The sequence below is a fragment of the Nocardia sp. CDC159 genome (assembly GCF_023740735.1).
GTDB lineage: Bacteria > Actinomycetota > Actinomycetes > Mycobacteriales > Mycobacteriaceae > Nocardia > Nocardia pulmonis.
On sequence record NZ_JAMRXH010000007.1, the window covers coordinates 103,980 to 127,059 of the forward strand.

The window sequence follows — 23,080 nt, forward strand, 5'->3', positions numbered from 1 at the left end:
GAAGGCTGTGGATCAAATTTCTCACCGGCTCATGGATGTGTCAAACACCGTTTGCCGGATTGGTACGTTGGGCGGGTGTCCTCCGCGTCGCTGCTGCGCTCCCTGAACCCGGCCGCCGTTGCCGCCGGGGCCGATATCCCGAATGCGGTCACCATCGAGGGGCAGGCCCTGTCGCGCAGCGATGTGCTCGGCGCGGCCACCTCGGTCGCCGAGCGGATCGCGCGGGCCGAGCGGGTGGCGGTGCTGGCGCGGCCGACCGTGACGACCGTGCTGGCGGTGGTGGGCTGTCTCATCGCGGGGGTGACGGTGGTGCCGGTGCCGCCGGATTCGGGCGCGGCCGAACTCGAGCACATCCTGTCCGATTCGGGTGCGCAGGCGTGGCTGGGCGAGGTCCCGGAGGGGGCCGCGCTGCCGGTGGTGCCGGTGCGCAGACATGCGCGCTCCTGGCATACGTATCCCGAACCAGATTCGCGGACAACGGCTTTCGTGCTCTACACATCCGGGACGACGGGTGCGCCCAAGGGGGTGATGCTCAGCCGGGGCGCCATTGCCGCGGGGCTGGACGCACTGGCCGAGGCATGGGCCTGGACCGCGAACGACGTTCTGGTGCACGGGCTTCCGCTGTTCCATGTGCACGGGCTGATCCTGGGGCTGCTCGGGCCGCTACGGGTGGGTAGTCCGCTCGTGCACACCGGCAAGCCGACGCCCGCGGCCTACGCGGCGGCGCGCGGGACGATGTACTTCGGCGTTCCGACGGTGTGGTCGCGAGTAGTCGAAGATGCCTCGGCAGCAAGGGAATTGGCTGGGGCGCGGCTGCTGGTGTCGGGTAGTGCGCCGCTGCCGGTCCCGGTGTTCGAGCGGCTGCGCGAGCTGACCGGGCAGGCGCCGATCGAGCGGTACGGCATGAGCGAGACCATGATCACGCTGTCCACCCGGGCCGATGGTGAGCGGCGGCCGGGATGGGTGGGGACGCCGGTGGCCGGGGTCGAGACGCGGCTGCGCGACGAGGCCGGTGCGCCGGTGCCGCACGATGGGGAGAGCATCGGCGGGCTGCAGGTGCGCGGGCCGATGCTGTTCGACGGCTATCTGAACCGGCCCGCGGCCAGTGCCGAATGCTGGACCGAGGACGGCTGGTTCCGCACCGGGGATGTCGCGGCCATCGATGCCGGGGGATTCCATCGCATCGTGGGGCGAGAGTCTGTGGATCTCATCAAGTCCGGTGGGTTCCGGATCGGCGCCGGGGAGGTCGAGACCGCGCTGCTGGGGCATCCGGCCGTCGCGGAGGTCGCGGTGGTCGGCTTGCCCGACGCGGACCTCGGCCAGCGCATTGTCGCCTTCGTGGTGCCGCGCGGCGAGCCCGGCGATACTCTCGAAAGCGATCTCATCGACCATGTGGCGCAACAACTCTCGGTGCACAAGCGGCCACGCGAGGTGCGTCTGGTGCAGTCGCTGCCGCGCAACGCCATGGGCAAGGTCCAGAAGAAGCTTTTATCGGCTTGACCTGTAGCGCACTCGAGGTCCTAGGCTTCGCCCCATGATCGCAACGCTGTCGCCCGCCCAGATCGAATATCTGCGCACCCAGCGGCTGGGCCGACTCGCCACCATCCGCCCCGACGGCTCCCCCCAGAACAACCCGGTCGGCTTCCACTACAACGAATTCCTCGGCACCATCGACATCAGCGGCCGCGACCTGGGCGCCTCCCAAAAGTTCCGCAACCTCGCCACCCACGAAAAGGTCGCCTTCGTAGTAGACGACATAAAATCCCACACCCCCTGGGAAGTCCGCTGCCTGGAAATCCGCGGCACCGCCCAAGCCCTCCGCAACATCACCCCGACCACCCCCCACACCTCCCCCGAACTGATCCGCATCACCCCCGAACGAATCCTCGCCTTCGGCATCGACTAACCCCCACCGCTCGCTGACGCTCGCGGCGGGGGTGGGGTCAGTTTGCGTGGAGGGCGGCGTTGAGTTCGATGCCGGTGCCCTTGCGGGGGACGGCTTCTACTGTGCCGGTGAGGGAGTTGCGGCGGAACAGGAGGTTGGGTTGGCCCGAGAGGGTGGCGGCCTTGGTGGTTTGGCCGTCGGGGAGGGTCAGCTTGGTGCCCGCGGTTACGTAGAGGCCTGCCTCGATGATGCAGTCGTCGCCCAGGGAGATGCCCAGGCCCGCGTTGGCGCCGAGGAGGCAGCGTTCGCCGATGGAGATGATCTGCTTGCCGCCACCGGAGAGGGTGCCCATGATCGAGGCGCCGCCGCCGATGTCGGAGCCGTTGCCGACGACCACGCCCGCGGAGATGCGGCCCTCGACCATGGACGCGCCGAGGGTTCCGGCGTTGAAGTTGACGAAGCCCTCGTGCATGACCGTGGTGCCCTCGGCCAGGTGGGCGCCCAGGCGCACGCGGTCGGCGTCGGCGATGCGGACGCCCGCGGGCAGCACGTAGTCGACCATGCGGGGAAACTTGTCCACGCCGTAGACGGTCACCGCGCCGCGGGCGCGCAGCTTGGCCCGGACCAGCTCGAACTCCTCCACCGCGCACGGCCCGTGATTGGTCCACACGACATTGGCGAGCAGCCCGAACACGCCGTCCAGATTCGCCCCGTGCGGGCGGATCAGTCGATGCGAGAGCAGATGCAGCCGCAGGTAGACATCATGGGTGTCGGCGGGCGCGGCGGACAGGTCGGCGATGGTCGTGCGCACGGCCACCACCTCGACCCGGCGGGCCTCGTCGAAACCGACCAGCTCGGCGAAGCGGGCGTATTCCGGATCGGCCGCACTCAGCCGCTCGGTCCCGGTCTCCGCGAACTCACCCAGCTCGGGATACGGATACCAGGTGTCGAGGACCGTGCCGTTGACGGTCACCGTCGCGAGGCCGACTGCGGAAGCTCCCTGAATACTCACGCGGGCAGTTTATTGCGCCTGCTCGTCCGGTGGCCTCGTGGGTCCGCACCGAACCCGCATATACCGGACACCGGGAAGTGAGGCAAACGAACAATTAGGCTGAATGGGGTGACCCTCGATCTACGCGCCGACCCCATCACCCTGACCGCCGCCCTCGTCGACATCCCCAGCGTCTCCCGCGACGAGGCGGCCATCGCCGACGCCGTCGAGCGGGCCCTGCGCGAGCAGACCGAGGGCTTCGAGGTGCTGCGGCACGGCAACACCGTGCTGGCCCGCACCAACCGCGGCCGCCCCACCCGGGTCGTGCTCGCGGGTCACCTGGACACCGTCCCGATCGCCGACAACGTCCCCGGCCGCTTCGTCGACGAGGACGGTGAACAGCAGCTCTACGGCTGCGGCAGCGTGGACATGAAATCCGGCGACGCGGTCTTTCTGCACCTGGCCGCCACCGTCGCCGACCCGGTCTGCGATCTGACCCTGATTTTCTACGACTGCGAAGAAATCGCCGCCGAATTCAACGGCCTCGGCAGCATCGAGCGCGAACTTCCCGAATGGCTCGACGCCGACCTCGCGATCCTCGGCGAGCCCTCCGGCGGCTGGATCGAGGCGGGCTGCCAGGGCACCCTGCGCGCCCGGCTCACGGTCGCCGGCACGCGCGCCCACACCGCACGAGCCTGGCTGGGCGACAACGCGATTCACCACCTGACCCCGATCCTGGAGCGGCTGCGCGACTATCGCGCCCGCGAAGTCGAGATCGACGGCTGCGTCTACCGCGAGGGCCTGTCGGCGGTCCAGGTCGGCGGCGGCGTCGCGGGCAATGTGGTGCCCGACGAGGCCGAGGTGGTGGTGAACTTCCGCTTCGCGCCGGACCGTTCGCTCGACGAGGCGACCGAGCATGTGCGCCAGGTCTTCGCCGGCCTGGACGTCGGCTTCGAACGTACCGACGGCGCACCGGGCGCGCTGCCCGGCCTGTCCGCGCCCGCGGCCAAGAATCTGGTCGAGATGGTGCACACCCACGGCGGCGGCGGGGTGCGGGCCAAATACGGCTGGACCGATGTTTCGCGATTCGCCGCGCGTGGCATCCCGGCGGTGAACTTCGGACCGGGTGATCCGAACCTCGCGCACAAGGTCGACGAGCACGTGCCGACCGCGCAGATCACCACCGTCACCCAGATCCTGCGCAGCTACCTGACCGGGGCGGGTGCGTGAGGCGTTGCCGAGCCGGTCCGTGTTGTTCGCCGACTGGTCGGACGGTCGTGACCGGGCAGCGGTAGCGGGTCGGTAGCGTAGCTATATGACCGAGCCCGAACCCGACTTCCCTCGATCGCCCAAGACGCCCAAGTTCCGCGGTCCCGTCATGCTGCGGCGCGATCGCAAACAGGGCACCGGCACCACCGACCAGCATCTGCTCGACGGCCGCGGCCCGACCGACTGGGTGCACACCGACCCCTGGCGGGTGCTGCGCATCCAGAGCGAATTCGTGGAGGGCTTCGGCGCGCTCGCCGAAATCCCCCGCGCCGTCGCGGTTTTCGGCTCCGCCCGCACCCCGGTCGACGGCGCCGAATACCAGGCCGCCCGCGCCATCGGCGCCGCGCTCGCGCAGGCGGGTTTCGCCGTGATCACCGGCGGCGGCCCCGGCATCATGGAGGCGGCCAACCGCGGCGCGTCGGAGGCGGGCGGCTATTCGGTCGGTCTCGGCATCGAGCTGCCGATGGAGCAGGGCCTCAACGACTGGGTCGATCTGGGCCTGAACTTCCGCTACTTCTTCGCCCGCAAGACCATGTTCGTCAAGTATTCGCAGGCCTTCATCTGCCTGCCCGGCGGCTTCGGCACCCTCGACGAGCTGTTCGAGGCGCTGACGCTGGTGCAGACCCGCAAGATCACCCGCTTCCCGATCGTGCTGTTCGGCACCCGGTTCTGGTCGGGCCTGGTGGAGTGGCTGCGCGATTCGCTGCAGGGTTCGGGCAAGATCTCGCCGGGCGACGTTGATCTGCTGTACGTCACCGACAGCGTCGACGAGGTGATCGACATCGTGGTCAAGGCGGCGCGGAGCCGGGGCCAGGACGGCATCGGCACGGAGGATCAGTGGTGAGCTTCGCGGTATGCGTCTACTGTTCGGCGAGTACGGATGTGCCCGAACACCTCGATCTGGCCGCCGAGGTCGGGGGCGAGATCGCCCGGCGCGGTTGGCATTTGGTGTCCGGTGGGGGCAATGTCTCGATGATAGGCGCGGTGGCGCGCGCCGCCCGCGACGCGGGGGCCCGGACGATCGGCGTGATTCCGAAGAGTCTGGTGCACCGCGAGGTCGCCGATGTCGACGCCGACGAATTGATCGTCGTCGACACCATGCGCGAGCGGAAGAAGGTCATGGAGGAGCGCGCCGACGCCTTCCTCACCCTGCCCGGCGGCGTCGGCACGCTGGAGGAGTTCTTCGAGGCGTGGACCGCGGGCTATCTCGACATGCATGCCAAGCCGCTGGTGGTGCTCGATCCGCACGGACACTTCGGCGGGCTGTTCGCCTGGCTCGACGAGATAAAGGGTGGCGGATTCATCGGTCAGGGCGCGCTCGACCGGGTTACCGTGGCCACAGACCTGGCGTCGGCGTTCGAGGCACTCACCCAGCCGACCTGAACTCGCACCTGCTGGAGGAACCGTGGCCGCGAACACCCGCAACGTGTCCCTGCTCGACCTCGCCCGCAGGCTGCCGGGCATGGCACTGGATGCGCCGGGAATGCTGCGCGGCGCGCTGGGCATGCTGGTGCGCCCGCACGACAGATCGTCTGTGGGACTGTACTTTCAACGCGCGGCGGAGCGGGTGCCGGACCGGCCGTTTCTGCGGTTCTCCGGGCGCGACTACAGCTACGGTTCGGCCAATGCCGAGGTGAACCGGTACGCCGATGTGCTGACCGCGCGAGGCGTGCGGCGCGGCGATGTGGTCGGGGTGTTGATGACCAACCGGCCCGAGACGCTGTTCGTGGCGCTGGCCGCGGTGAAGCTCGGCGCGACCGCCGGATTGCTGAATCACAATCAGCGCGAAGCTGTTCTGGCCCACAGCTTCGACTTGCTGGGCAGCGTGGTGAACGTCGTCGGCGAGGAGTGCCGGGAGGCGCTGGAGTCGCTGCCCGAACCGCCCGCCGATGTGCTGTGGTCGGGCGAACTCGCGGACCTCGCCCGCGGCGCCGACGCCTCGAATCCGCCGGTGTGCGAGGACATTCGGGCCCGCGAGCGCGCCTTCCTGATCTTCACCTCGGGTACCACCGGAATGCCCAAGGCGAGCGTGATGACGCATCTGCGCTGGACCAAGAGCATGAACGGGCTAGGGGGCCTGGGGATTCGGTTACACGGTGACGACGCGATGTACTGCTGTCTGCCGCTGTACCACAACAACGCGCTGACGGTGGCGCTGAGCGCGGTCCTGGGGGCGCGGGCCACTTTCGTACTGGGACAGAAGTTCTCGGTGTCGCGCTTCTGGGACGAGGTGGTCGACTCGCGGGCCACGGCATTCATCTACATCGGCGAGCTGTGCCGGTATCTGCTCAATCAGCCCGAGCAGCCGCAGGAGCGGCGGCACCGGGTGCGCCTGGCCGTCGGCAACGGGCTGCGCCCGGAGTTGTGGGACGAATTCCGCGAGCGCTTCCGCATCGAACGGATCGTTGAGTTCTACGGTGCCAGTGAGGCGAATATCGCCTTCATCAATGCGTTCGGAGTCGATCGCACGGCCGGATTCGGGCCGCTGCCCTACACGGTGGTCGAATTCGACGACGCGACAGGCAAACCCGCGCGCGGTCCGGACGGGCGGCTGCGCCGGGTGCGTTCTGGGGGCGTGGGGCTGCTGCTGGCCAAGGTGACCGATCGCTCGCCATTCGACGGCTACACCGACCGGGACGCGACCGAATCGAAGCTGGTGCGCGACGCCTTCACCGACGGGGACTGCTGGTTCGACACCGGCGATCTGGTGCGCGATCAGCATTGGCGGCACATCGCGTTCGTGGACCGGCTCGGCGACACCTTCCGATGGAAGGGGGAGAATGTCGCCACCACGCAGGTGGAGGGCGCCTTCGACGAGTCCGAGGCGGTTACCGAGGCGGTGGTCTACGGCGTCGAGATCCCCGGCGCCGATGGCAAGGCCGGGATGGCCGCGGTGACGCTGCGGCCGGGCGTCGACTTCGACGGCAAGGCCCTGGCCGCCCGGCTCTACGACCGGCTGCCCCCGTACGCGGTCCCGTTGTTCATCCGCGTGGTCGACGAGCTGGAGACCACCTCCACGTTCAAGAGCCTCAAGGGCGAGCTGCGCAAGCAGGGCTATACCCCCGACGAGAAGACCACCCTCTACGTCCTGTCCGGTCGCGATGCGGGCTATGTGCCGTTCTACGAGAGCTACGCGGACGAGGTGGCCGCGGGGCAGGCCCCCAAGCCCTGACGGGCGGTAAGACAGCACTCGGTACAGTCGAGATCATGAGTTCGACGCCGGTGCTGTCCACTTTGTGCGGGAAACCGGTGGCGGCGGATCGGGCGCTGGTCATGGCGATCGTGAACCGCACGCCGGACTCGTTCTACGACCGGGGGTCCACCTTCTCCGACGAGGCCGCGATGGCGGCCGTCGAGCGGGCGGTCGCCGAGGGGGCCGATCTGGTCGATATCGGCGGGGTGAAGGCCGGGCCGGGCACGGTGGTGGACGCGGCCGAGGAGGCCCGCCGGGTGGTGCCGTTCGTGGCGGCGATCCGCGAACGCCATCCGGAGCTGCTGATCAGCATCGATACCTGGCGGTCGGAGGTGGCGCGGGCGGCGGTGGCCGAGGGGGCGAATCTGATCAACGACACCTGGGCGGGGGCCGATCCGGATCTGGTCGGGGTGGCCGCCGAGTTGGGGGTGGGCATCGTGTGCAGCCACACCGGCGGGGCGCGGCCGCGGACCCGGCCGCATCGGGTGCGCTACGCCGATGTGGTGGCCGAGGTGACCGAGACCGTCGTGCGAGCCGCCGAGAGCGCGGCCGTGGCGGGGGTGGCCAAGGACTCGATTCTGATCGATCCGACCCACGATTTCGGCAAGAACACCTACCACGGGCTGGAGTTGTTGCGGGCGGTGGACGTTCTTGTAAATACCGGGTGGCCGGTCTTGATGGCGCTGAGCAACAAGGATTTCATCGGGGAGACTCTTGGTGTCGGCCTATCCGAGCGATTGGAGGGCACATTGGCGGCAACCGCATGGTCCGCCGCGGCTGGCGCCCGGGTTTTCCGTGTCCACGAGGTTGCCGCGACCCGGCGCGTGGTGGACATGATTGCCGCGATTCAGGGCATCCGGCCCCCCGCACGAACCTTGCGAGGTCTGGTATGACAACCAACCCCGAAATTCTCGACAACATCGACGACTGGGCGATCTCCCACACCTGGGACCGCCCCGAGTGGACGGTCGACGAACTGGTCGCCGCCAAGGCCGGGCGCACGGTTTCCGTGGTGCTGCCCGCACTGAACGAGGAGCGCACCGTCGCCGACGTGGTGACCAGCATTCGGCCGCTGGTCGGCACGCTGGTCGACGAGTTGGTCGTACTCGATTCCGGATCGTCGGATCGGACGATCGACCGGGCCCGCGCCGCCGGGGCCCGCGTGGTCACCCGCGAGCAGGCCGTCCCCGAGCTGGACCCGGTGCCCGGCAAAGGAGAGGTGCTGTGGCGCTCGCTGGCCGCCACCTCGGGTGATCTGGTGGCCTTCGTGGATTCCGATCTGATCGATCCGGATCCGATGTTCGTGCCCAAGCTGCTGGGCCCGCTACTGACGGTCGAGGATATGCATCTGGTGAAGGCGTACTACCGCCGCCCGCTGCGCCAGGGCGAGACGGTCGACCACAACGGCGGCGGCCGCGTCACCGAGCTGGTGGCCCGCCCGCTGCTGGCCGCTTTGCGCCCCGACCTGTCGAACGTGCTGCAGCCGCTGGGTGGCGAATACGCGGGCACCCGCGAGCTACTCACCGCCGTCCCCTTCGCCCCCGGCTACGGCGTCGAAATAGGCCTGCTCCTGGACACCTACGACCTCCTCGGCCTCCCCGCCATCGGCCAGGTCAACCTGGGCGTGCGCACCCACCGCAACCGCCCCCTCTCCGACCTCGGCGTCATGAGCCGCCAAATCGTCGGAACCATATTGGGCCGCAGCGGAATCCGCGACTCGGGCGCGGCATTGACCCAATTCCCTTTGATAGGTGATGAATTCACCGCCCTTACCACCGAGGTCTCCCTCACCGACCGCCCCCCGATGAACACCCTCCGCCCCGCCGAAGTGGCCGCCTGACCCCGCCGCTCGCTGCGCTCGCGGCGGGGTAAATGGTTAGCCTCGCGGGGGCATGATTGGGTGAGCCTCGTGGCGGGGTGATTGGGTTAGCCTCGTGGCGGGGTGATTGGGTGAGCCTCGTGGCGGGGTGATTGAGGCCGCGAATCTTCTCGTTCCCTGTCGTTCGGCCGCCAGGCCGGACGACAGGGCCTTGCGTGTCACTCGTCGGCTGTGCGCCCGGTCCGGTTGGGGTGCATTATCTTTCGTGGCGGTAGATGGGGGTGAGGAGGTCGGCTTCCAGGGGTTCGCCGGTGTTGCGGTCGTAGCGGACGCCTACTACTGCGGAGAAGGGGTGGGTGCCTGCTCGTTCGTGGAGGGTGGCCAGGCGGGTGGCGAGGAGGCGGATGGCGCCGAGGGAGCCGGGTGGGTGGAGGCCGTCTATGACCAGGACGGTGCCTCGGGTGTCGGGGCGGGGGAGGCGGGCGAGGTAGGCGATGTCGTAGGGTTCGGTGCCGCCGGGGCGGTAGACGCGGCGGGCGGCGCGGTCCTCGATGCCGCGGCGGACGCGGCCCGCGCGGGCGACCGTGCGGCGCAGGCGGGGGTCGGCGGCGACCAGATAGCGCAGGCTGGGGGAGAGTTCGGGGCCGCCGAGGACGATGAGGCCGTCGCGGTCGAGGTCGAGCGGGCGGCCGGGCAGGAAGCGCTCCACGCCGACGGTAAATCCCAACTCGCGCAACAACTCCACCAGCCGATGCGGGGCCGCGGCGTCGGGCGCGCCGATCAGCGGCGCGGCGCGGGTGGTGCTGCGGACGTCGGGGGTGAGAATGGTCAGCGGCCCGTGCCCGAAGAACAGGCCCTCCGGCACCGGACCTTGGGTACTGACCTGATGAATGCGGGCGCGCGAAAGCCCCGCCGCCGCACCGATTCTGGCGAAGGTCCACCCCTCGGCGTGCAATTCGCGAATGACGGCCCGTCGAATACGCGTGAGCTCATTGATGGTCTGCTGGGCCTGAGCAACCCCTTCGGTGGCCGCTTTCAGGCGCTCGACCTTGTCCTCGATCGCGAACACCCGTGCCACCTCATCGGCTGACATGTGCGAAGTCTAGAGCGCTCGACAGCAGGATGTGTCCAGTCCGCTTGACGACCAACTGCCCGGGATTTTCCCGGACACAACCACGATTACCTGCGTCGATCCGTCCCAATGGCCCGAATGGACCGCATCGGGCGCCGCGGCGAACGGAAATTGTTATGTCGCATCGAAGTCGATCGGAGGTTTTTCGTTGCGCGCCAGCGGTTTCGGCGGCTCCGGCGGCATATAACTCGGCGGCGGCGAATATTCCGATCCGATAGACGAACTGGTCGGTTTATCAAACTTCCCCGTGAACAGCGAATCATCGCCATCGAGCAGATGTTTGGTCACCATCGACCGCGGCGTCATTCCGCGCAAATCGTTGAACGGCCGCCGTAACTCGTTGAGCTCCTCCAGCGGCTTGCGCAATTCGTCGAACTCGGGCCCCAGCTCGCTGCGCAGCTGAGTGGTCGCACCACTGGCGTAATCGCGCACCTGCCGCAGACTCTGCGCGGTCCACCGAATCGCTCCCGGCAGCCGCTCGGGACCCAGGATCACCAACGCCGCGACCACCAGGATCACCATCTCCGGCCAGCCGATGTTGAACACACAGACAGGCTACCTGGGCCGACTCACACCGGCCGAGGTAGCCCGTCGGGGAAATCAGTCCGATTCGAGCGTCACCGGAACGTCCACCCGGCGGCCGTCTCGGATCAATTGGATGTTCACCGTCTCGCCGATCTGATGCGACTGGATCGCGACGGTCAGCTCGGCCTTCTCGGTGACGTCGCGGTCGCCGACCTTCACGATGATGTCGCCCTCGACGATCCCGGCCTTGGCCGCCGCGCTGCCCGCCTGGACGTCGGCGACCTGGGCGCCGCTGAGCACATCGTTCTCGACCTGCTTGGTCTTGGCGCTCACGCCCAGCTGCGCGTGATGCACCTGGCCGTCGCGGATCAACGTCTGCGCGATGCGCTGCACCAGGTCGACCGGGATCGCGAAGCCCAGGCCCACCGAGCCGCCGCTCTCGCTGCGGATGGCGGTGTTGATGCCGATCAGCCGGCCCTCGCTGTCGACCAGCGCGCCGCCGGAGTTGCCGTGGTTGATGGCGGCGTCGGTCTGGACCGCGTCGAACGCTCCGGCCGAATCGTCACCCGCCTCGGGGGATTCCTCGATGGCGCGATGCAGGGCGCTGACGATGCCGGAGGTGACGGTCTTGGTCAGACCCAGCGGGGAGCCGATGGCCAGGACATCGTCGCCGACCTGTACGTCCGAGGACTTACCCAGCCGGACCACGGTCAGATTCCGGACATCGACCTTGAGCACCGCGAGGTCGGTCTTGGGATCGCGGCCGACGAGCCGGGCGGGAGCCTTGGTGCCGTCGGAGAAGGTGATCTGGATCTTGGCGCGGCCCGTCTTGTCGTTGGCCGCCATGGAGATCACATGGTTGTTGGTGACGATATAGCCGTTGCCGTCGATCACCACGCCCGAGCCGAGTGCGCCGTTGTCGCCGACGGTTTCGCGGATCGATACCACCGAGGGCAGCACGGCGTCGGCCACCTTCTGGACCTGACCGTGCGGCTTGTCGGGCGCGCTCTCCTGCTGCAGGGTGACCTTGCGCGAGGTCAGCGCGGAGGTGGCCTCGGCGGTGAACCGCCCGATCAGCCCGCCCGCCACTCCGATGAGCAGGGCCACGACCGCCAGGATGCCCAGCGCCTTCGGCGCGATCCGCCCGCCGAACAGCACCTCGCGCGCGCTCAGCTTGTGATCCGGGGGCAGCGGCTGGGGCCGCGGGGTGGCGATCGCGGGCGCGCCCAGCCGGGCGGCGGATTCGGGATCGCGCCAGGGATCGGCGGGCGCGGCCGGTGCGGCGGTGTCCTCGGCCGCGTCCGGATCGCGTTGCAGCAGTTCGGTGGAGCCCTCGGGGCGGCCGAACGCCTCGGCCAGCACCGCGTCCGGCGGCCGGTTCACCAGCTCCGGGCCGTCGGTGCGCGGAGTCGGCGCGGCGGGGGTGTGCGGTGCGAAGGATCCGGCCTGCCCGCTGGGGCGACGGAACGCCCGAGCGGTGTGAGTGTCGATGTGGGGGCGATAGACCGGCCGCGGACCCAGTACGGGCGCATCCGGCGGCCTCAGGTTCCCCCTGTCGGCCGCCGAATCCGATGCGGCGTCGCGTCCGGAATCGGCCGCGGCGCGAGGGTCATCGGACGTCGATCCGGCGTTCGTGGATTCGGAGGTCACGTGGTGAACTCTACTTGCGCCACCACCCGGTCCACCGCCTGCTCTCGGACACGAAATGGAACGAATCCGTACGCAGTCCGAGGAAACTCGCGCCGCGCGACATATCGTCCATGCCGGGCGCGGTGAGATCGGCGAGCGGAATGCGGCTCAGGGTGTCGTGCAGACCGGTGGGCGCGGAGATCTGGTGCTGCGCGGCCTGGCGCAGGGCGATGCGGGCCTGCTGCTGCGCCTCGACCTCGGCGGCGCATTCGGGGCATTTCGCGAGATGTTCGGCGGCGCGCAGATAGGCGTTCATGCGCAGCTCGCCGTCGACGTAGGCGGCGATGGCCTCACTGGCCAGATGCTCGGTGGGGGCGAATCGGGGCCGGTTCGCCGCGGCATCTTCGCCACTCATACGGTGCACACCCTTCCGACGGACAACAGCTGCGTCGGGGACTGCCGCCCGATGGCGGCCGCGGTCACCCGACCTTCTCGTCAGCGGCGTACCGCTGCTGAGAACCATTATGCGCAAGGTACTCCCGCAGTGCCTGGCGGCCACGGTGGATGCGGCTGCGCACGGTGCCGAGCTTCACCCCCAGCGTCGCGCCGATCTCTTCGTAGGACAGGCCCTCGATGTCGCACAGGACCACGGCCGCGCGGAACTCCGGCGGCAGCGCGTCGAGTGCCGACTGCAGATCGGGGTCCAGCCGGGCGTCGTGGTAGGCCTGCTCGGGACCAGGGCCCTCGGCGGGCACGCGGTCGTAGTCGTCGGGCAGGGCCTCCATGCGGATCCGGTTGCGCCGACGGACCATGTCGAGGAACAGGTTGGTCGTGATGCGGTGCAACCAGCCCTCGAAGGTGCCGGGCTGATAGCTGGACAGGGAGCGGAACACCCGGATGAACGTGTCCTGCGTCAGATCCTCGGCGTCCTGCGGATCGCCGGTCAGCCGGTAGGCCAGCCGGTAGACCCGGTCGGCATGCTCGCGGACCAGTTCCTCCCAGGTCGGCATCATTTCCCGGTCGCCGGTGGCATCGAAGGCCGCGGTGCCGGTCAGGGGCTCGAGGGAGTCGGCCGGGACATCGGTCTGTCCGGCGGCAATGGGCAGCTGGTAATCGGCCGTGCCGTCGTTCGGCAGGCTCGACTCGGGCAGGGTGGCGAACTCACGCGCCGCATCGACCATGTGGATGGGGGTTACCTCCTACTCGGGGACCGTGGCCGGCGCTACAACACGACACTGGGTCGGGTACCGAAAGCAACCGAATTTCCGGATCGGTTGTTCCCGGAGCGCCGCCGAGCGGTCGGTCGGCCTTTGCGTAGCCCTAACTCTGTCGGGTCCCGATGTGCCCGTCGTATGGGGAGGCTGAGGGACACCTGAGAAAAAAGGGGCGGCGATCCCGCATCGTCGTTCGCCACGCGGGCGGTCCTCCGCCATTAGCCTCATACCCGTGAGTCAGTTATCCACCGCAGCGGCCCTGCAGCGCAACCTCGCCTACGTCGAGGAGTCGGTCGTCGAGGACGAGATTCTCGTCGCGGCGCGGGAGCGGGCCACCGAGCTGGGCGCCGCGCCGGTGCCGCCGTCGGTGGGTGCTTTGCTGAGCATGTACGCCCAGTTGTTGGGCGCCCGGGCGGTCGTCGAGGTCGGCACCGGCGCCGGGATCAGCGGGCTGTGGCTGCTGGACGGCATGCGCGAGGACGGCACGCTCACGACCATCGACTCCGAGCCGGAACATCAGCGCGCGGCCAAGGACGCCTTCCGCACGGCCGACATCCCGCCCGCGCGCACCCGGCTGATCAACGGGCGCGCGCTGGATGTGTTGCCGCGCTTGGCCGATGGCGCCTACGACCTGGTCTTCATCGATGCGGCGCCGCTCGAGCATCCGCAGTACGTCGCCCAGGGTGTGCGGCTGCTCCGCGAGGGCGGTGCGATCCTGCTGCACAACGCCCTGCTGGGCGGGCGCGTTCCCGATCCGGCGCAACGCGATCCGGCCACCCAGGCGGTGCGCGCGGCCACCCGGGCCATCGCCGAGGATCCGGATCTGACCTGCGTGCTGATTCCGGTCGGGGACGGATTGCTCTGCGCGTCCCGGGGATGATTGACCCGGCGCAGCCTGGGTATCGCCGAAGCTGAACGTCGGCCGGTACGGCGAGCCCGGCCCGCTGAGCTGAGGTGATCATATGCCAATCCCGGATCGTATTGTCGCGGAGGCGTTTTCGGTGCTGGCGCGGGTGCGCCACGCGCGCGTGTTCCATCCCGAGGGCCTGCCGCTGACCGGCGCGCTGCATGCGGTCGACGACGACTACGCCCGCATCATCGGCGCCCGGGACAAGCCGGTGCTGGCCCGCATGTCCAAGGCCACCAGCATGCCCGGCGGCATCCCGGACGCCCTGGGATTGGCTGTGCGGGTACTGGATTGGCAGAACCGGCCGTGGGATCTGGCCCTGGCCACCACCGGCACCGGCGCGCTCGGGCGGTTCGTGCTGCGCCCGGTGCGCAGCTGGGCCGCGGCCCGCTACGGCAGCCTGATGGCCTATTCGTTCTTCGGCGGCCCGCCCGAGTGGGTGTTCGCCGAACCGGATCACGCTCAGCCGCAATCGGTTTCGCTGGAGGCGCTGTGCCGGTTCCGGGACGGGAACCGGCTCGGTTTCGTGCTGCGGGCGGCCTCGCTGCTGGGTCCGGCCCGCACCCTGGCCGAGATCACGGTGTCGCGCCCGGAGATCGGCGAGCACGCCGCCCCGGGCTTCTTCGATCCGGTGCTGAATCTGCCGCAGGAAGTGGAGCTGCTGCCGCGCGCGGTGGCCAGCGTGCGGGAATGGGCATACGCCGGGAGCAGGCGGGGGCGCGGGGAGCGGGCGCCGGTGGCCGAGGAGGGGTTGGCCGCCTTCCAGGGGCGCGAGCCCCACTGAAATTGGGGGCGAAACGCCAGGTAAAAGGCTCTTGCCCGCCTATTGAACGCCCGTTTAGTATATTGAACATGTGTTTAAGAGAGCAGCCGTATCGGAAGGATCCTCCGACGATCTGAGCACCCGCGCCCGCATCCGCGACGCCGCCATCGTCACCTTCGGCGAGCAGGGTTTCGGGGTGGGGGTGCGTGCCATCGCCGCCGCGGCCGGCGTGTCCCCGGGCCTGGTGAACCATCATTTCGGTTCCAAGGACGGGCTGCGCGAGGCCTGCGACGACTACGTCCGTGATTTGATCCGGGAATACAAGACCGAATACATTCGCCACCCCTCGCCGTCGGGTGTGCTCGAAGCCCTCGCGGAGATAGAGGATTTCGCGCCCTATATCGGCTACCTCATGCGTAGCTTCCAGGCCGGGGGTGCGCTGACGGTGACCATGTTCGAGCACATGGTCGAGGACGTGGAGGGTTACCTCCGCGCCGGAATCGAAGCCGGAACGCTACGCCCGCAACGGGATTTGCGGGCGACCGCACGATATATGGCACTGCACAACGGCGGGGGGTTCTTCCTGTTCCTCCAGCTCCACTCCGCCAGGCATGACGGAAAGCTCGACTACCGCCAGGCCCTGCGCGAATACGCCGACCAGGTCATGCTGCCCGCGGCCGACATCTTCACCAACGGCCTGTTCACCGATTCGATGATGCTGGACACCCTGCTGAACCAGAGCGGTGAACCTTAAATCTCACAAGGAGATCCGATGTCATCGGCAATCAGTGTCCGAGATCTGCACAAGCATTTCGGACAGGTGCACGCCCTCGACGGTCTCGACCTCGAGGTCGCCGAGGGGGAGGTGCACGGATTTCTCGGCCCCAACGGTGCCGGTAAATCGACCACCATCCGAATCCTGCTCGGCATTCTCGCCAGGACCTCGGGCGAGGCGCGGGTGCTCGGCCGCGATCCGTGGTCCGATGCGGTCGCACTGCACCACGATCTCGCCTACGTGCCGGGCGATGTCACCCTGTGGCCCACGCTGTCGGGTGGGGAGATCATCGATCTGCTGGCCCGCATGCGCGGCGGGCTGAACCCGGACCGCCGGGCCGAGCTGATCGAGCGCTTCGAACTCGATCCGCGCAAGAAGGCCCGCACCTATTCCAAGGGCAACCGGCAGAAGGTCGCCCTGGTCTCGGCGTTCTCCTCCAACGCCGAACTGCTGCTGCTCGACGAGCCGACCTCGGGCCTGGATCCGTTGATGGAACAGGTCTTCCGCGAATGCGCCCGCGAGGCGGCCGAGCGCGGCGCGACCGTGCTGCTGTCCAGCCACATCCTCTCGGAGGTGGAGGCGCTGTGCGATCGGGTCACGATCATTCGCGAGGGCAGGACCGTGGAGAGCGGCACCCTCGCCGAGATGCGGCATCTGTCGCGCACCTCCATCAGGGCCGAATTGCTCGGCGATCCGGGCGATCTCGGCCGTATCGCGGGGGTGGAGGATGTCAGCATCGAGGATCACACGCTGCACTGCCAGGTGGACAGTGAACATCTGGGCGAGCTGATCCGGGTGCTCGGCGACGCCGGGGTGCGCAGCCTGATCAGCCAGCCGCCGACGCTGGAGGAGCTGTTCCTGCGGCACTACTCGACCGACGGTCGCGGCACCGCGAAGTCGGCGCACAAGCTCGCGGAGGCATCGAAATGACCACCGCCACCGTCGCTCGCCACCGCTGCGCCGAAAGTGCGCGCACCGGTTCGAATTTCACCGGCACGCTCCAACTGCTGCGGCTGTATCTGCGCCGCGACCGCATCGTAGGGCCGCTGTGGGTGCTGCTGCTGTCGCTGCCACTCGGGCCCACCTATATCGCGAGCACCGAGCGGGTGATGGGCAGCCCGGCGGAACTGGCGAACTACGCGCACACCATCAACACCAGTCCGGCTCAGCTGGCCATGTACGGACCGGCCTACAGCGAAACGCTGGGCGGTGTCGGCATGTGGAAGGCCGGGCCGTTCTACACCTTCATCGCGATCGCCACGATTCTCGTCCTCATCCGGCACACCCGGGCCGAGGAGGAGAACGGGCGCGAGGAGCTGGTGGCCTCGACGCGAATCGGGCGCTACGCCAATACGACCGCGGCCCTGCTGCTCACCTGCGGCGCGGCGCTGCTCACCGGACTGCTCGCGACGGTGAGCGTGACGGGCGCGGGGGTGCCCGGCGGCGGCGCGCTGGCATTCGGACTCGCGATGGCCGGTTGCGGCATCGTTTTCGCCGGGGTGGCCGCGGTCGCGGCCCAGCTGAGTACCAGCGCGCGGACCGCACGGGGCATTGCCTTCGCGGTGCTGGGCACGACCTTCGTGCTACGGGCCATCGGCGACGTGCGCGCGGTCGACGGTCCGGCCGACGTCTTCACTTGGCTTTCCCCGCAGGGCTGGTCGCTGCAGACCCGGCCGTTCGCGGAAGACAACCTCGCGGTGCTCGGCTTGCACGCCGTGACCGCGGCGGTGCTGATCGGGGTGGCGTACGCCCTGCTGGCGCGCCGTGACCTGGGCGCGGGGCTGATCGCGGAGCGACCCGGCCGCGCGGCCGCCGGTCCCGCCCTGGCCGGGCCGTTCGGGCTCGCCTGGCGGCTGCAGCGCGGCACCCTGATCGCGTGGACCGTCGGACTCGGGTTGTACGGGCTGCTGTTGGGTAGCGTCATCCACGAGGTCAGCGATTCGCTCGGACGCAACAGGGCGCTGACCGATCTTTTGGCTCGGCTCGGTGGCTCGCAGGCGCTCGAGGACGCGTTCGTCGCCATGGGGTATACGGCGCTGGGCATGATCGCGGCCGCCTACGCCATATCCGCGGCGCTGCGGCTGCATTCGGAGGAGGGCAGTCAACGGGCGGAGAGTGTGCTCACCGGCTCGGTGAGCAGGATCCGCTGGGTCGCATCGCATCTGGTCTTCGCATTGCTCGGACCCGTGGTGGCGCTGCTCGTCTCGGGCCTCGTCGGCGGGTTGGCCTACGGCCTGGCCACCCACGATGTCGGCGGCAAACTGCCCCGAGTGCTCGCCGCGGCGCTGGTGCAGACGCCGATCATCTGGTTGTTCGCCGGTGTCGCAATGGTGCTGTTCGGCTGGTTGCCGCGTTGGGCGCCGGTGGCGTGGGGGGTGTTCACCGCCGGGATCGCGCTGTTCCTGCTGGGTTCGCTCGCCGGTATGCCGGGGTGGATCCAACGCCTGGATCCCTACGGCCATCTGCCCAGGATCCCGGCGGAGTCGTTCCGCGCCGCGCCGGTATCGATCATGCTGGTGGCGGCCGCGGCGCTGATCGCGCTGGGGCTGTTCGGCTTCCGCCGCCGCGACCTGCGCCAGTAGCGGTCCGCCGGCGCGTGGTCCGCCTCGTTCAGCGGGGTGGACCACGGTTGGGCGACCGTGATCGAAATGCCATCGGTTCGAGGTTCGGGTACCGCACGATGGGTATCAGCATCCGGGTACGCGACGGCTGCGATGTGGAGGACCGTGATGGCAGGTGAGTACGGAATGTTCTTCGGCGAACGTATGCCGCCGGGCTGGCTCATCCCGGCGGTCGTATTCCTGGGCTTCCTGCTGGCCCTGGCTCTGATTCTGATGCTACTGGTCGCGGGGGCGAACTTCGACGACGATCCGACCATCGTGCCGCTGACGACGCCCGGCTCCTGCGAACCGTTCTGCACGCGGCCCACCTCCGCGCCCGTCGTGCCGCGCTGAGCGCCGACCTACCGAGCCGACCGCGCCGGGCGGGTTTTCGCCGCCGCAGCCGATATCATTGGGCGAGTAAGCGATTCGATGGCGCAGAGGAGCTGCGATGGCGTTCGAACGCGGAGTGATCGTCGGGCATCTGCTGCTACCGCGGGGCTGGCCGGTCCTGGCCGCCGTGGTGCTCGGGATCATCGTCTTCCTCGCGCTGCTGGTGCTGCTGCTGGTGAACGGCAGCGACTTCCACGAGCAGAGCAGCGTCCCCAGGGGTTCGTGCTATCCGTTCTGTACGGCCAGTCCGGAGCCCCCGCCGCCCGGATGGCAGTAGCCGGCTAGACCCACACGCCCTTGCCGACGGTGACCACGCCACCGTTGCTGACGGCGAAGCGTTCCCGGTCGCGCTCGAGGTCGACGCCGATGATCTCGCCCTCGCCGACCATCACGTTCTTGTCCAGGATCGCCCGGCGCACAACGGCTCCCCGGCCGACGCGCACGCCCGGCATGAGCACGCTGCCCTCGACGGTCGCGCCGTCCTCGACGAATACGTTGGAGCTCAACACCGAATTGCGGACGGTCGCCGCCGACAGGATGCTGCCCGCGCCGACGATCGACTCCTGGGCCAGGCCGCCCTGGGCGAACTTGGCGGGCGGGAGGTTCTCCGCGGCGCCGCGAATCGGCCAGTGCCGGTTGTAGAGGTTGAAGATCGGGTGCACCGACACCAGATCCATATGGGCGTCGTAGAAGGCGTCGATGGTCCCCACATCGCGCCAGTAGCCGCGGTCGCGGTCGGTCGAGCCGGGTACGTCGTTGCGGGCGAAGTCGTAGACGCCCGCCTCGCCCTGGGCGACCAGCGCCGGGATGATGTCGCCGCCCATATCGTGATCGGAATCGGCGTTGTCGGCGTCGGCGCGGATCGCGTCCACGAGCACCTTGGTGGAGAAGACGTAGTTGCCCATGGACGCGAAGGTCACATTCGGGTCGTCCGGCGTCCCCGGCGGATGGACGGGCTTCTCCAGAAATCCGGTGATGCGGCCCGATTCGTCGGAATCGATGCAGCCGAACGCGTTCGCCTCGGCGCGCGGCACCCGGATCCCGGCCACGGTCACCCCGGCCCCGGAGTCGATGTGATGCTGCACCATCTGCTCCGGATCCATCCGGTACACGTGGTCGGCGCCGAACACCACGATGTAGTCCGGATCCTCGTCGAAGATGAGGTTCATCGACTGCAGGATCGCGTCGGCGCTGCCGGTGTACCAGCGCGGGCCGAGGCGCTGCTGGGCGGGCACCGGGGTGATGTACTCGCCGGTGAAACCCGACAGCCGCCAGGTCTGGGAGATGTGCCGGTCCAGCGAATGCGACTTGTACTGGGTGAGTACGCACAACCGCAGATATCCGGCGTTGACGAGATTGGACAGGACGAAGTCGATCAGCCGGTACGCGCCCCCGAACGGGACCGCGGGTTTGGCACGGTCCTTGGTGAGCGGGAAGAGCCGCTTGCCCTCACCGCCGGCGAGCACGATCCCGAGTACGTGCGGCTGGCTCCTCACATTCATAACGTACTGCATTTTTGGCGCCGTCTCCGGCGTCGCAGGTTCGCGGCCCCTAGGTCTGGTCGTTCAGCGGTCGAGACTCGCGCGGTTGCGTGCGCGCGATCCGGAGCGTTCGTCGTTACCGGTGGCAGTCGACCTGCACAAGTGGTCAAGGTCGCAGGGGAGCGTTTAGTTTGGAGCGGTGAGTTTCGGCGCGGATGGCGGTCGCGAGCCGACAGGGCCTGCGGAGCGGGAACGGTTGCGGGTGGCGATGCTGACCCGCGAATGGCCGCCGGAGGTGTACGGCGGGGCGGGGGTTCATGTCACCGAGCTGGTGTCGCGGCTGCGGGAGCTCTGCGATGTGACGGTGCACTGCATGGGGGTGGCGCGGGCGGATGCCGTGGTGCACCAAGCGGATCCGTCGCTCTACGCGGCCAATTCGGCGCTGCAGATGATGTCGGCGCAGCTGCGCATGGCCGATGCGGTGGGCGGGGTGGACGTGGTCCATTCGCACACCTGGTACACCGGTCTGGCCGGACATCTGGCGGCGACGCTGTACGGGATTCCGCATGTGCTGACCGCGCATTCGCTCGAGCCGCGCCGCCCCTGGAAGGCCGAGCAACTCGGCGGTGGCTATCGGCTGTCGTCATGGTCGGAGCGCAACGCCATGGAGTACGCCGATGCCGTCGTCGCCGTCAGCGAGGGTATGCGCCACGATGTGCTCGACGCCTATCCCACCATCGACCCGGCCCGAGTGCATGTGGTGCACAACGGAATCGACGCCGGGCTGTGGCATCCGGGCGGCCCGGTCGGCGAGGCCCGCGACGTGCTGGGCGAACTCGGCGTGCGCACCGACCTGCCCATCGCCGCCTTCGTCGGCCGCATCACCCGCCAGAAGGGCGTCGCCCACCTGCTGCACGCCGCCCGCGATTTCGATCCCGACATCCAGCTGGTGCTGTGCGCCGGGGCGCCCGATACCGCCCAGCTCGAGGCCGAGGTCTCGCAGGCGGTGGCCGAGCTGGCCCGCACCCGCGGCGGCGTGTTCTGGGTCCGGGAAATGCTCCCCACCGAGCAGGTTCGCCAGATCCTATCCGCCGCAACGGTATTCGTCTGCCCCTCGGTCTACGAACCACTGGGTATCGTGAATCTCGAGGCCATGGCCTGCGGCACCGCCGTGGTCGCCTCCGACGTCGGCGGCATCCCCGAGGTCGTCGCCGACGGCATCACCGGCCGCCTGGTCCACTACGCCCCCGACCACCCCGAGGACTACGAACGCGGCCTCGCCGAGGCGGTCAACGCCATCGCCGCCGACCCGGCCCGGGCCGCCGCCCTGGGCAGCGCGGGCCGTAGCCGCGCCATGGCCGAATTCGACTGGTCGCAGGTCGCCCGCCAAACCGTCGCGCTCTACGACCGGGTCCGCAAGGGCTGACGGCCGGGAGTTAGTCAGGGTCGGCCGGAGCCCGGCTAGCGGGGGCGGTAGGTCGATATGGTCACCGAGGCCGTTACCTGGACAACTTCTGGCAACTCCGCGATGCGGGTGGTGCGGGTGGTGGCGGCGTGGTGGGCCGAGGGGCCCATGGCGGCGACGTTGGCCATGTCGGTGTGGTCGAGCTTCATCGAGTATTCGACCAGGGTGTGGTCGAGGCGGTGGAAGTGGCCGGACAGGGTGTCGGCGAGGCGGGCGTCCTTCGCCGCGTCGACGGTGACCATGCCCAGGGGCTCGATCAGTTCGCCGAGGTGCCGCGGGGTGGGGGTCACCACCAGAAACATTCCGTCCGGTTCGAGTACGCGGGCGACCTCGTCGGGGTTGCGGGGGGCGAAGATCGACAGGACGTGAGTGAGGGCGGCGTCTCGGATGGGCAGGCCGCGCCAGGCGTCGGCCAGGATCGACGCGGCGCGCGGGTGGGCGCGGGCGCCACGCCGGGCGGCGGGCTTGCTGACATCCAGGGCGATCCCGTACGCGTCCGGCGCGGCGTCGAGGGCCGCGGCGAGGTAGTAGCCGGTGCCGGAGCCGATCTCCAGCAGCGTGTGCGGCTCCCCCCGGCCGATTGCCGTGACCAGTGCGTCGGCGATCGGGGCGAAATGGTGTTCACCCTGAAAGGCGGCCCGCGCGTCCAGCATGGCGGCGGTGTCGCCGGTCATCTTGGTCGACGCACCGGTCAGCAGGCTCACGTAGCCCTGGCGGGCGATGTCGAAGCTGTGCCGACGCGCGCAGACCAGCGAGCGATCGCGCACGGTCAGGGCATCCCCGCATTCGGGACAGGCCAGCGACCGCGCGATCGCGGTGAGCGGCTCGGCGCCGGAGTGCACCGGCATCGATGCGACGGGCGACTAGCTGGTGACTTCGGTGAGCTCTTTGCCGAGGGCCGCGGCCTCTTCCGGCGTGAGCTCGACGACCAGACGCCCGCCACCCTCGAGTGGAACCCGCATGACGATTCCACGCCCTTCCTTGGTTGCCTCGAGGGGACCGTCCCCGGTGCGGGGCTTCATGGCCGCCATCCTCTGCT

25 protein-coding genes are annotated in these 23,080 nt (G+C 69.0%); 16 read left to right on the forward strand and 9 right to left on the reverse strand.

Going from position 1 to position 23,080, the window contains the following annotated elements; genetic code table 11:
* Positions 1–75: 75 nt before the first annotated feature.
* Positions 76–1,500, forward strand: a complete 1,425-nt coding sequence (locus NDR87_RS17490) for an acyl-CoA synthetase (RefSeq protein ID WP_251914106.1) — start codon at positions 76–78, stop codon at positions 1,498–1,500.
* Between the two features lie 34 nt (positions 1,501–1,534).
* Positions 1,535–1,906, forward strand: a complete 372-nt coding sequence (locus tag NDR87_RS17495) for a PPOX class F420-dependent oxidoreductase (protein ID WP_251914105.1) — start codon at positions 1,535–1,537, stop codon at positions 1,904–1,906.
* Positions 1,907–1,943: 37 nt separating this feature from the next.
* Here the strand turns inward: NDR87_RS17495 and dapD are convergent, their stop codons facing one another.
* Positions 1,944–2,897 carry a 2,3,4,5-tetrahydropyridine-2,6-dicarboxylate N-succinyltransferase gene (gene dapD, locus NDR87_RS17500; protein ID WP_251914104.1) on the reverse strand — a complete coding sequence of 318 codons (954 nt, stop codon included), beginning with the start codon at positions 2,895–2,897 and terminating at the stop codon, positions 1,944–1,946.
* Positions 2,898–3,005: 108 nt separating this feature from the next.
* Between dapD and dapE the strand changes: the two genes are divergently transcribed.
* The 6 genes from dapE (at position 3,006) to NDR87_RS17530 (ending at position 9,178) form a co-directional block, all read left to right on the forward strand.
* Positions 3,006–4,106: a succinyl-diaminopimelate desuccinylase gene (gene dapE, locus NDR87_RS17505; RefSeq protein ID WP_251914103.1), complete on the forward strand. Its 1,101-nt coding sequence runs from the start codon at positions 3,006–3,008 to the stop codon at positions 4,104–4,106.
* A gap of 85 nt (positions 4,107–4,191) precedes the next feature.
* Positions 4,192–4,989, forward strand: coding sequence for a TIGR00730 family Rossman fold protein (locus NDR87_RS17510; protein ID WP_251914102.1), 798 nt, complete (start codon positions 4,192–4,194; stop codon positions 4,987–4,989).
* Positions 4,986–5,528: a TIGR00730 family Rossman fold protein gene (locus NDR87_RS17515; protein WP_372494213.1), complete on the forward strand. Its 543-nt coding sequence runs from the start codon at positions 4,986–4,988 to the stop codon at positions 5,526–5,528. The genes NDR87_RS17510 and NDR87_RS17515 overlap by 4 nt, the downstream gene beginning before the upstream one ends.
* Positions 5,529–5,607: 79 nt before the next feature.
* Positions 5,608–7,317: a long-chain-acyl-CoA synthetase gene (locus NDR87_RS17520; RefSeq protein ID WP_372494221.1), complete on the forward strand. Its 1,710-nt coding sequence runs from the start codon at positions 5,608–5,610 to the stop codon at positions 7,315–7,317.
* A gap of 35 nt (positions 7,318–7,352) precedes the next feature.
* On the forward strand, positions 7,353–8,231 hold the full coding sequence (gene folP, locus NDR87_RS17525) for a dihydropteroate synthase (protein ID WP_251914099.1): 879 nt from the start codon (positions 7,353–7,355) through the stop codon (positions 8,229–8,231).
* Positions 8,228–9,178: a glucosyl-3-phosphoglycerate synthase gene (locus NDR87_RS17530; RefSeq protein ID WP_251914098.1), complete on the forward strand. Its 951-nt coding sequence runs from the start codon at positions 8,228–8,230 to the stop codon at positions 9,176–9,178. The genes folP and NDR87_RS17530 overlap by 4 nt, the downstream gene beginning before the upstream one ends.
* 235 nt (positions 9,179–9,413) lie before the next feature.
* Here NDR87_RS17530 and NDR87_RS17535 read toward each other — a convergent pair whose 3' ends face one another.
* The 5 genes from NDR87_RS17535 to sigE all read right to left on the reverse strand — a co-directional run bounded on the left by NDR87_RS17535 (position 9,414) and on the right by sigE (position 13,624).
* Positions 9,414–10,250, reverse strand: coding sequence for a hypothetical protein (locus NDR87_RS17535; RefSeq protein ID WP_251914097.1), 837 nt, complete (start codon positions 10,248–10,250; stop codon positions 9,414–9,416).
* A gap of 153 nt (positions 10,251–10,403) precedes the next feature.
* On the reverse strand, positions 10,404–10,811 hold the full coding sequence (gene tatB, locus NDR87_RS17540) for a Sec-independent protein translocase protein TatB (RefSeq protein ID WP_372494220.1): 408 nt from the start codon (positions 10,809–10,811) through the stop codon (positions 10,404–10,406).
* A 78-nt stretch (positions 10,812–10,889) separates the two neighbouring features.
* Positions 10,890–12,464, reverse strand: coding sequence for a S1C family serine protease (locus NDR87_RS17545; protein WP_372494212.1), 1,575 nt, complete (start codon positions 12,462–12,464; stop codon positions 10,890–10,892).
* A 10-nt stretch (positions 12,465–12,474) separates the two neighbouring features.
* Positions 12,475–12,858, reverse strand: a complete 384-nt coding sequence (locus tag NDR87_RS17550; protein WP_251914095.1) for a zf-HC2 domain-containing protein — start codon at positions 12,856–12,858, stop codon at positions 12,475–12,477.
* A 64-nt stretch (positions 12,859–12,922) separates the two neighbouring features.
* Positions 12,923–13,624: an RNA polymerase sigma factor SigE gene (gene sigE / locus NDR87_RS17555; RefSeq protein ID WP_251914094.1), complete on the reverse strand. Its 702-nt coding sequence runs from the start codon at positions 13,622–13,624 to the stop codon at positions 12,923–12,925.
* A gap of 265 nt (positions 13,625–13,889) precedes the next feature.
* Here sigE and NDR87_RS17560 point away from each other — a divergent pair, with 265 nt between their 5' ends.
* The 7 genes from NDR87_RS17560 (at position 13,890) to NDR87_RS17590 (ending at position 19,372) form a co-directional block, all read left to right on the forward strand.
* A complete protein-coding gene (locus NDR87_RS17560; RefSeq protein WP_251914093.1) occupies positions 13,890–14,537 on the forward strand; it encodes an O-methyltransferase in 648 nt (215 codons plus the stop codon).
* A gap of 82 nt (positions 14,538–14,619) precedes the next feature.
* Positions 14,620–15,348, forward strand: a complete 729-nt coding sequence (locus NDR87_RS17565; RefSeq protein ID WP_251914092.1) for a phosphodiesterase — start codon at positions 14,620–14,622, stop codon at positions 15,346–15,348.
* A 70-nt stretch (positions 15,349–15,418) separates the two neighbouring features.
* Complete coding sequence (locus NDR87_RS17570; RefSeq protein WP_251914091.1) at positions 15,419–16,081, forward strand: TetR family transcriptional regulator; 663 nt, start codon at positions 15,419–15,421, stop codon at positions 16,079–16,081.
* 18 nt (positions 16,082–16,099) lie between these two features.
* Positions 16,100–17,032, forward strand: a complete 933-nt coding sequence (locus NDR87_RS17575) for an ABC transporter ATP-binding protein (protein WP_251914090.1) — start codon at positions 16,100–16,102, stop codon at positions 17,030–17,032.
* Positions 17,029–18,684 (forward strand): ABC transporter permease, encoded by a 1,656-nt coding sequence (locus tag NDR87_RS17580; RefSeq protein WP_251914089.1) that lies wholly within the window; start codon positions 17,029–17,031, stop codon positions 18,682–18,684. Before NDR87_RS17575 ends, NDR87_RS17580 begins: the two co-directional genes overlap by 4 nt.
* A gap of 147 nt (positions 18,685–18,831) precedes the next feature.
* Entirely contained in the window at positions 18,832–19,056 is a 225-nt protein-coding gene (locus NDR87_RS17585) for a hypothetical protein (protein ID WP_251914088.1), read from the forward strand.
* 97 nt (positions 19,057–19,153) lie between these two features.
* Positions 19,154–19,372, forward strand: coding sequence for a hypothetical protein (locus NDR87_RS17590; RefSeq protein WP_251914087.1), 219 nt, complete (start codon positions 19,154–19,156; stop codon positions 19,370–19,372).
* A 4-nt stretch (positions 19,373–19,376) separates the two neighbouring features.
* On the opposite strand, the gene glgC is transcribed toward NDR87_RS17590, so the two are convergent.
* Positions 19,377–20,591, reverse strand: coding sequence for a glucose-1-phosphate adenylyltransferase (glgC, locus tag NDR87_RS17595; protein ID WP_251914086.1), 1,215 nt, complete (start codon positions 20,589–20,591; stop codon positions 19,377–19,379).
* 241 nt (positions 20,592–20,832) lie between these two features.
* Between glgC and glgA the strand changes: the two genes are divergently transcribed.
* On the forward strand, positions 20,833–22,002 hold the full coding sequence (gene glgA, locus NDR87_RS17600; protein ID WP_251914244.1) for a glycogen synthase: 1,170 nt from the start codon (positions 20,833–20,835) through the stop codon (positions 22,000–22,002).
* A 35-nt stretch (positions 22,003–22,037) separates the two neighbouring features.
* Here glgA and NDR87_RS17605 read toward each other — a convergent pair whose 3' ends face one another.
* Positions 22,038–22,889 (reverse strand): putative RNA methyltransferase, encoded by an 852-nt coding sequence (locus NDR87_RS17605; protein ID WP_251914085.1) that lies wholly within the window; start codon positions 22,887–22,889, stop codon positions 22,038–22,040.
* A gap of 15 nt (positions 22,890–22,904) precedes the next feature.
* The gene (locus NDR87_RS17610) at positions 22,905–23,072 is read right to left on the reverse strand and encodes a DUF3117 domain-containing protein (RefSeq protein WP_019929283.1); all 168 of its coding nucleotides are present in this window, start codon (positions 23,070–23,072) and stop codon (positions 22,905–22,907) included.
* Positions 23,073–23,080 lie beyond the last annotated feature (8 nt).

Bases quoted from the DNA above. Each gene is read 5' to 3' on its own strand.
- NDR87_RS17585 (WP_251914088.1), top strand. From the start codon at position 18,832: ATGGCAGGTGAGTACGGAATGTTCTTCGGCGAACGTATGCCGCCGGGC.
- NDR87_RS17495 (WP_251914105.1), top strand. From the start codon at position 1,535: ATGATCGCAACGCTGTCGCCCGCCCAGATCGAATATCTGCGCACCCAG.
- NDR87_RS17590 (WP_251914087.1), top strand. From the start codon at position 19,154: ATGGCGTTCGAACGCGGAGTGATCGTCGGGCATCTGCTGCTACCGCGG.
- tatB (WP_372494220.1), bottom strand. From the start codon at position 10,811: ATGGTGATCCTGGTGGTCGCGGCGTTGGTGATCCTGGGTCCCGAGCGG.
- NDR87_RS17610 (WP_019929283.1), bottom strand. From the start codon at position 23,072: ATGGCGGCCATGAAGCCCCGCACCGGGGACGGTCCCCTCGAGGCAACC.
- NDR87_RS17520 (WP_372494221.1), top strand. From the start codon at position 5,608: ATGGCACTGGATGCGCCGGGAATGCTGCGCGGCGCGCTGGGCATGCTG.
- sigE (WP_251914094.1), bottom strand. From the start codon at position 13,624: ATGGTCGATGCGGCGCGTGAGTTCGCCACCCTGCCCGAGTCGAGCCTG.
- NDR87_RS17510 (WP_251914102.1), top strand. From the start codon at position 4,192: ATGACCGAGCCCGAACCCGACTTCCCTCGATCGCCCAAGACGCCCAAG.
- folP (WP_251914099.1), top strand. From the start codon at position 7,353: ATGAGTTCGACGCCGGTGCTGTCCACTTTGTGCGGGAAACCGGTGGCG.
- NDR87_RS17565 (WP_251914092.1), top strand. From the start codon at position 14,620: ATGCCAATCCCGGATCGTATTGTCGCGGAGGCGTTTTCGGTGCTGGCG.
- NDR87_RS17575 (WP_251914090.1), top strand. From the start codon at position 16,100: ATGTCATCGGCAATCAGTGTCCGAGATCTGCACAAGCATTTCGGACAG.
- NDR87_RS17530 (WP_251914098.1), top strand. From the start codon at position 8,228: ATGACAACCAACCCCGAAATTCTCGACAACATCGACGACTGGGCGATC.
- NDR87_RS17535 (WP_251914097.1), bottom strand. From the start codon at position 10,250: ATGTCAGCCGATGAGGTGGCACGGGTGTTCGCGATCGAGGACAAGGTC.
- NDR87_RS17605 (WP_251914085.1), bottom strand. From the start codon at position 22,889: ATGCCGGTGCACTCCGGCGCCGAGCCGCTCACCGCGATCGCGCGGTCG.
- NDR87_RS17550 (WP_251914095.1), bottom strand. From the start codon at position 12,858: ATGAGTGGCGAAGATGCCGCGGCGAACCGGCCCCGATTCGCCCCCACC.
- NDR87_RS17580 (WP_251914089.1), top strand. From the start codon at position 17,029: ATGACCACCGCCACCGTCGCTCGCCACCGCTGCGCCGAAAGTGCGCGC.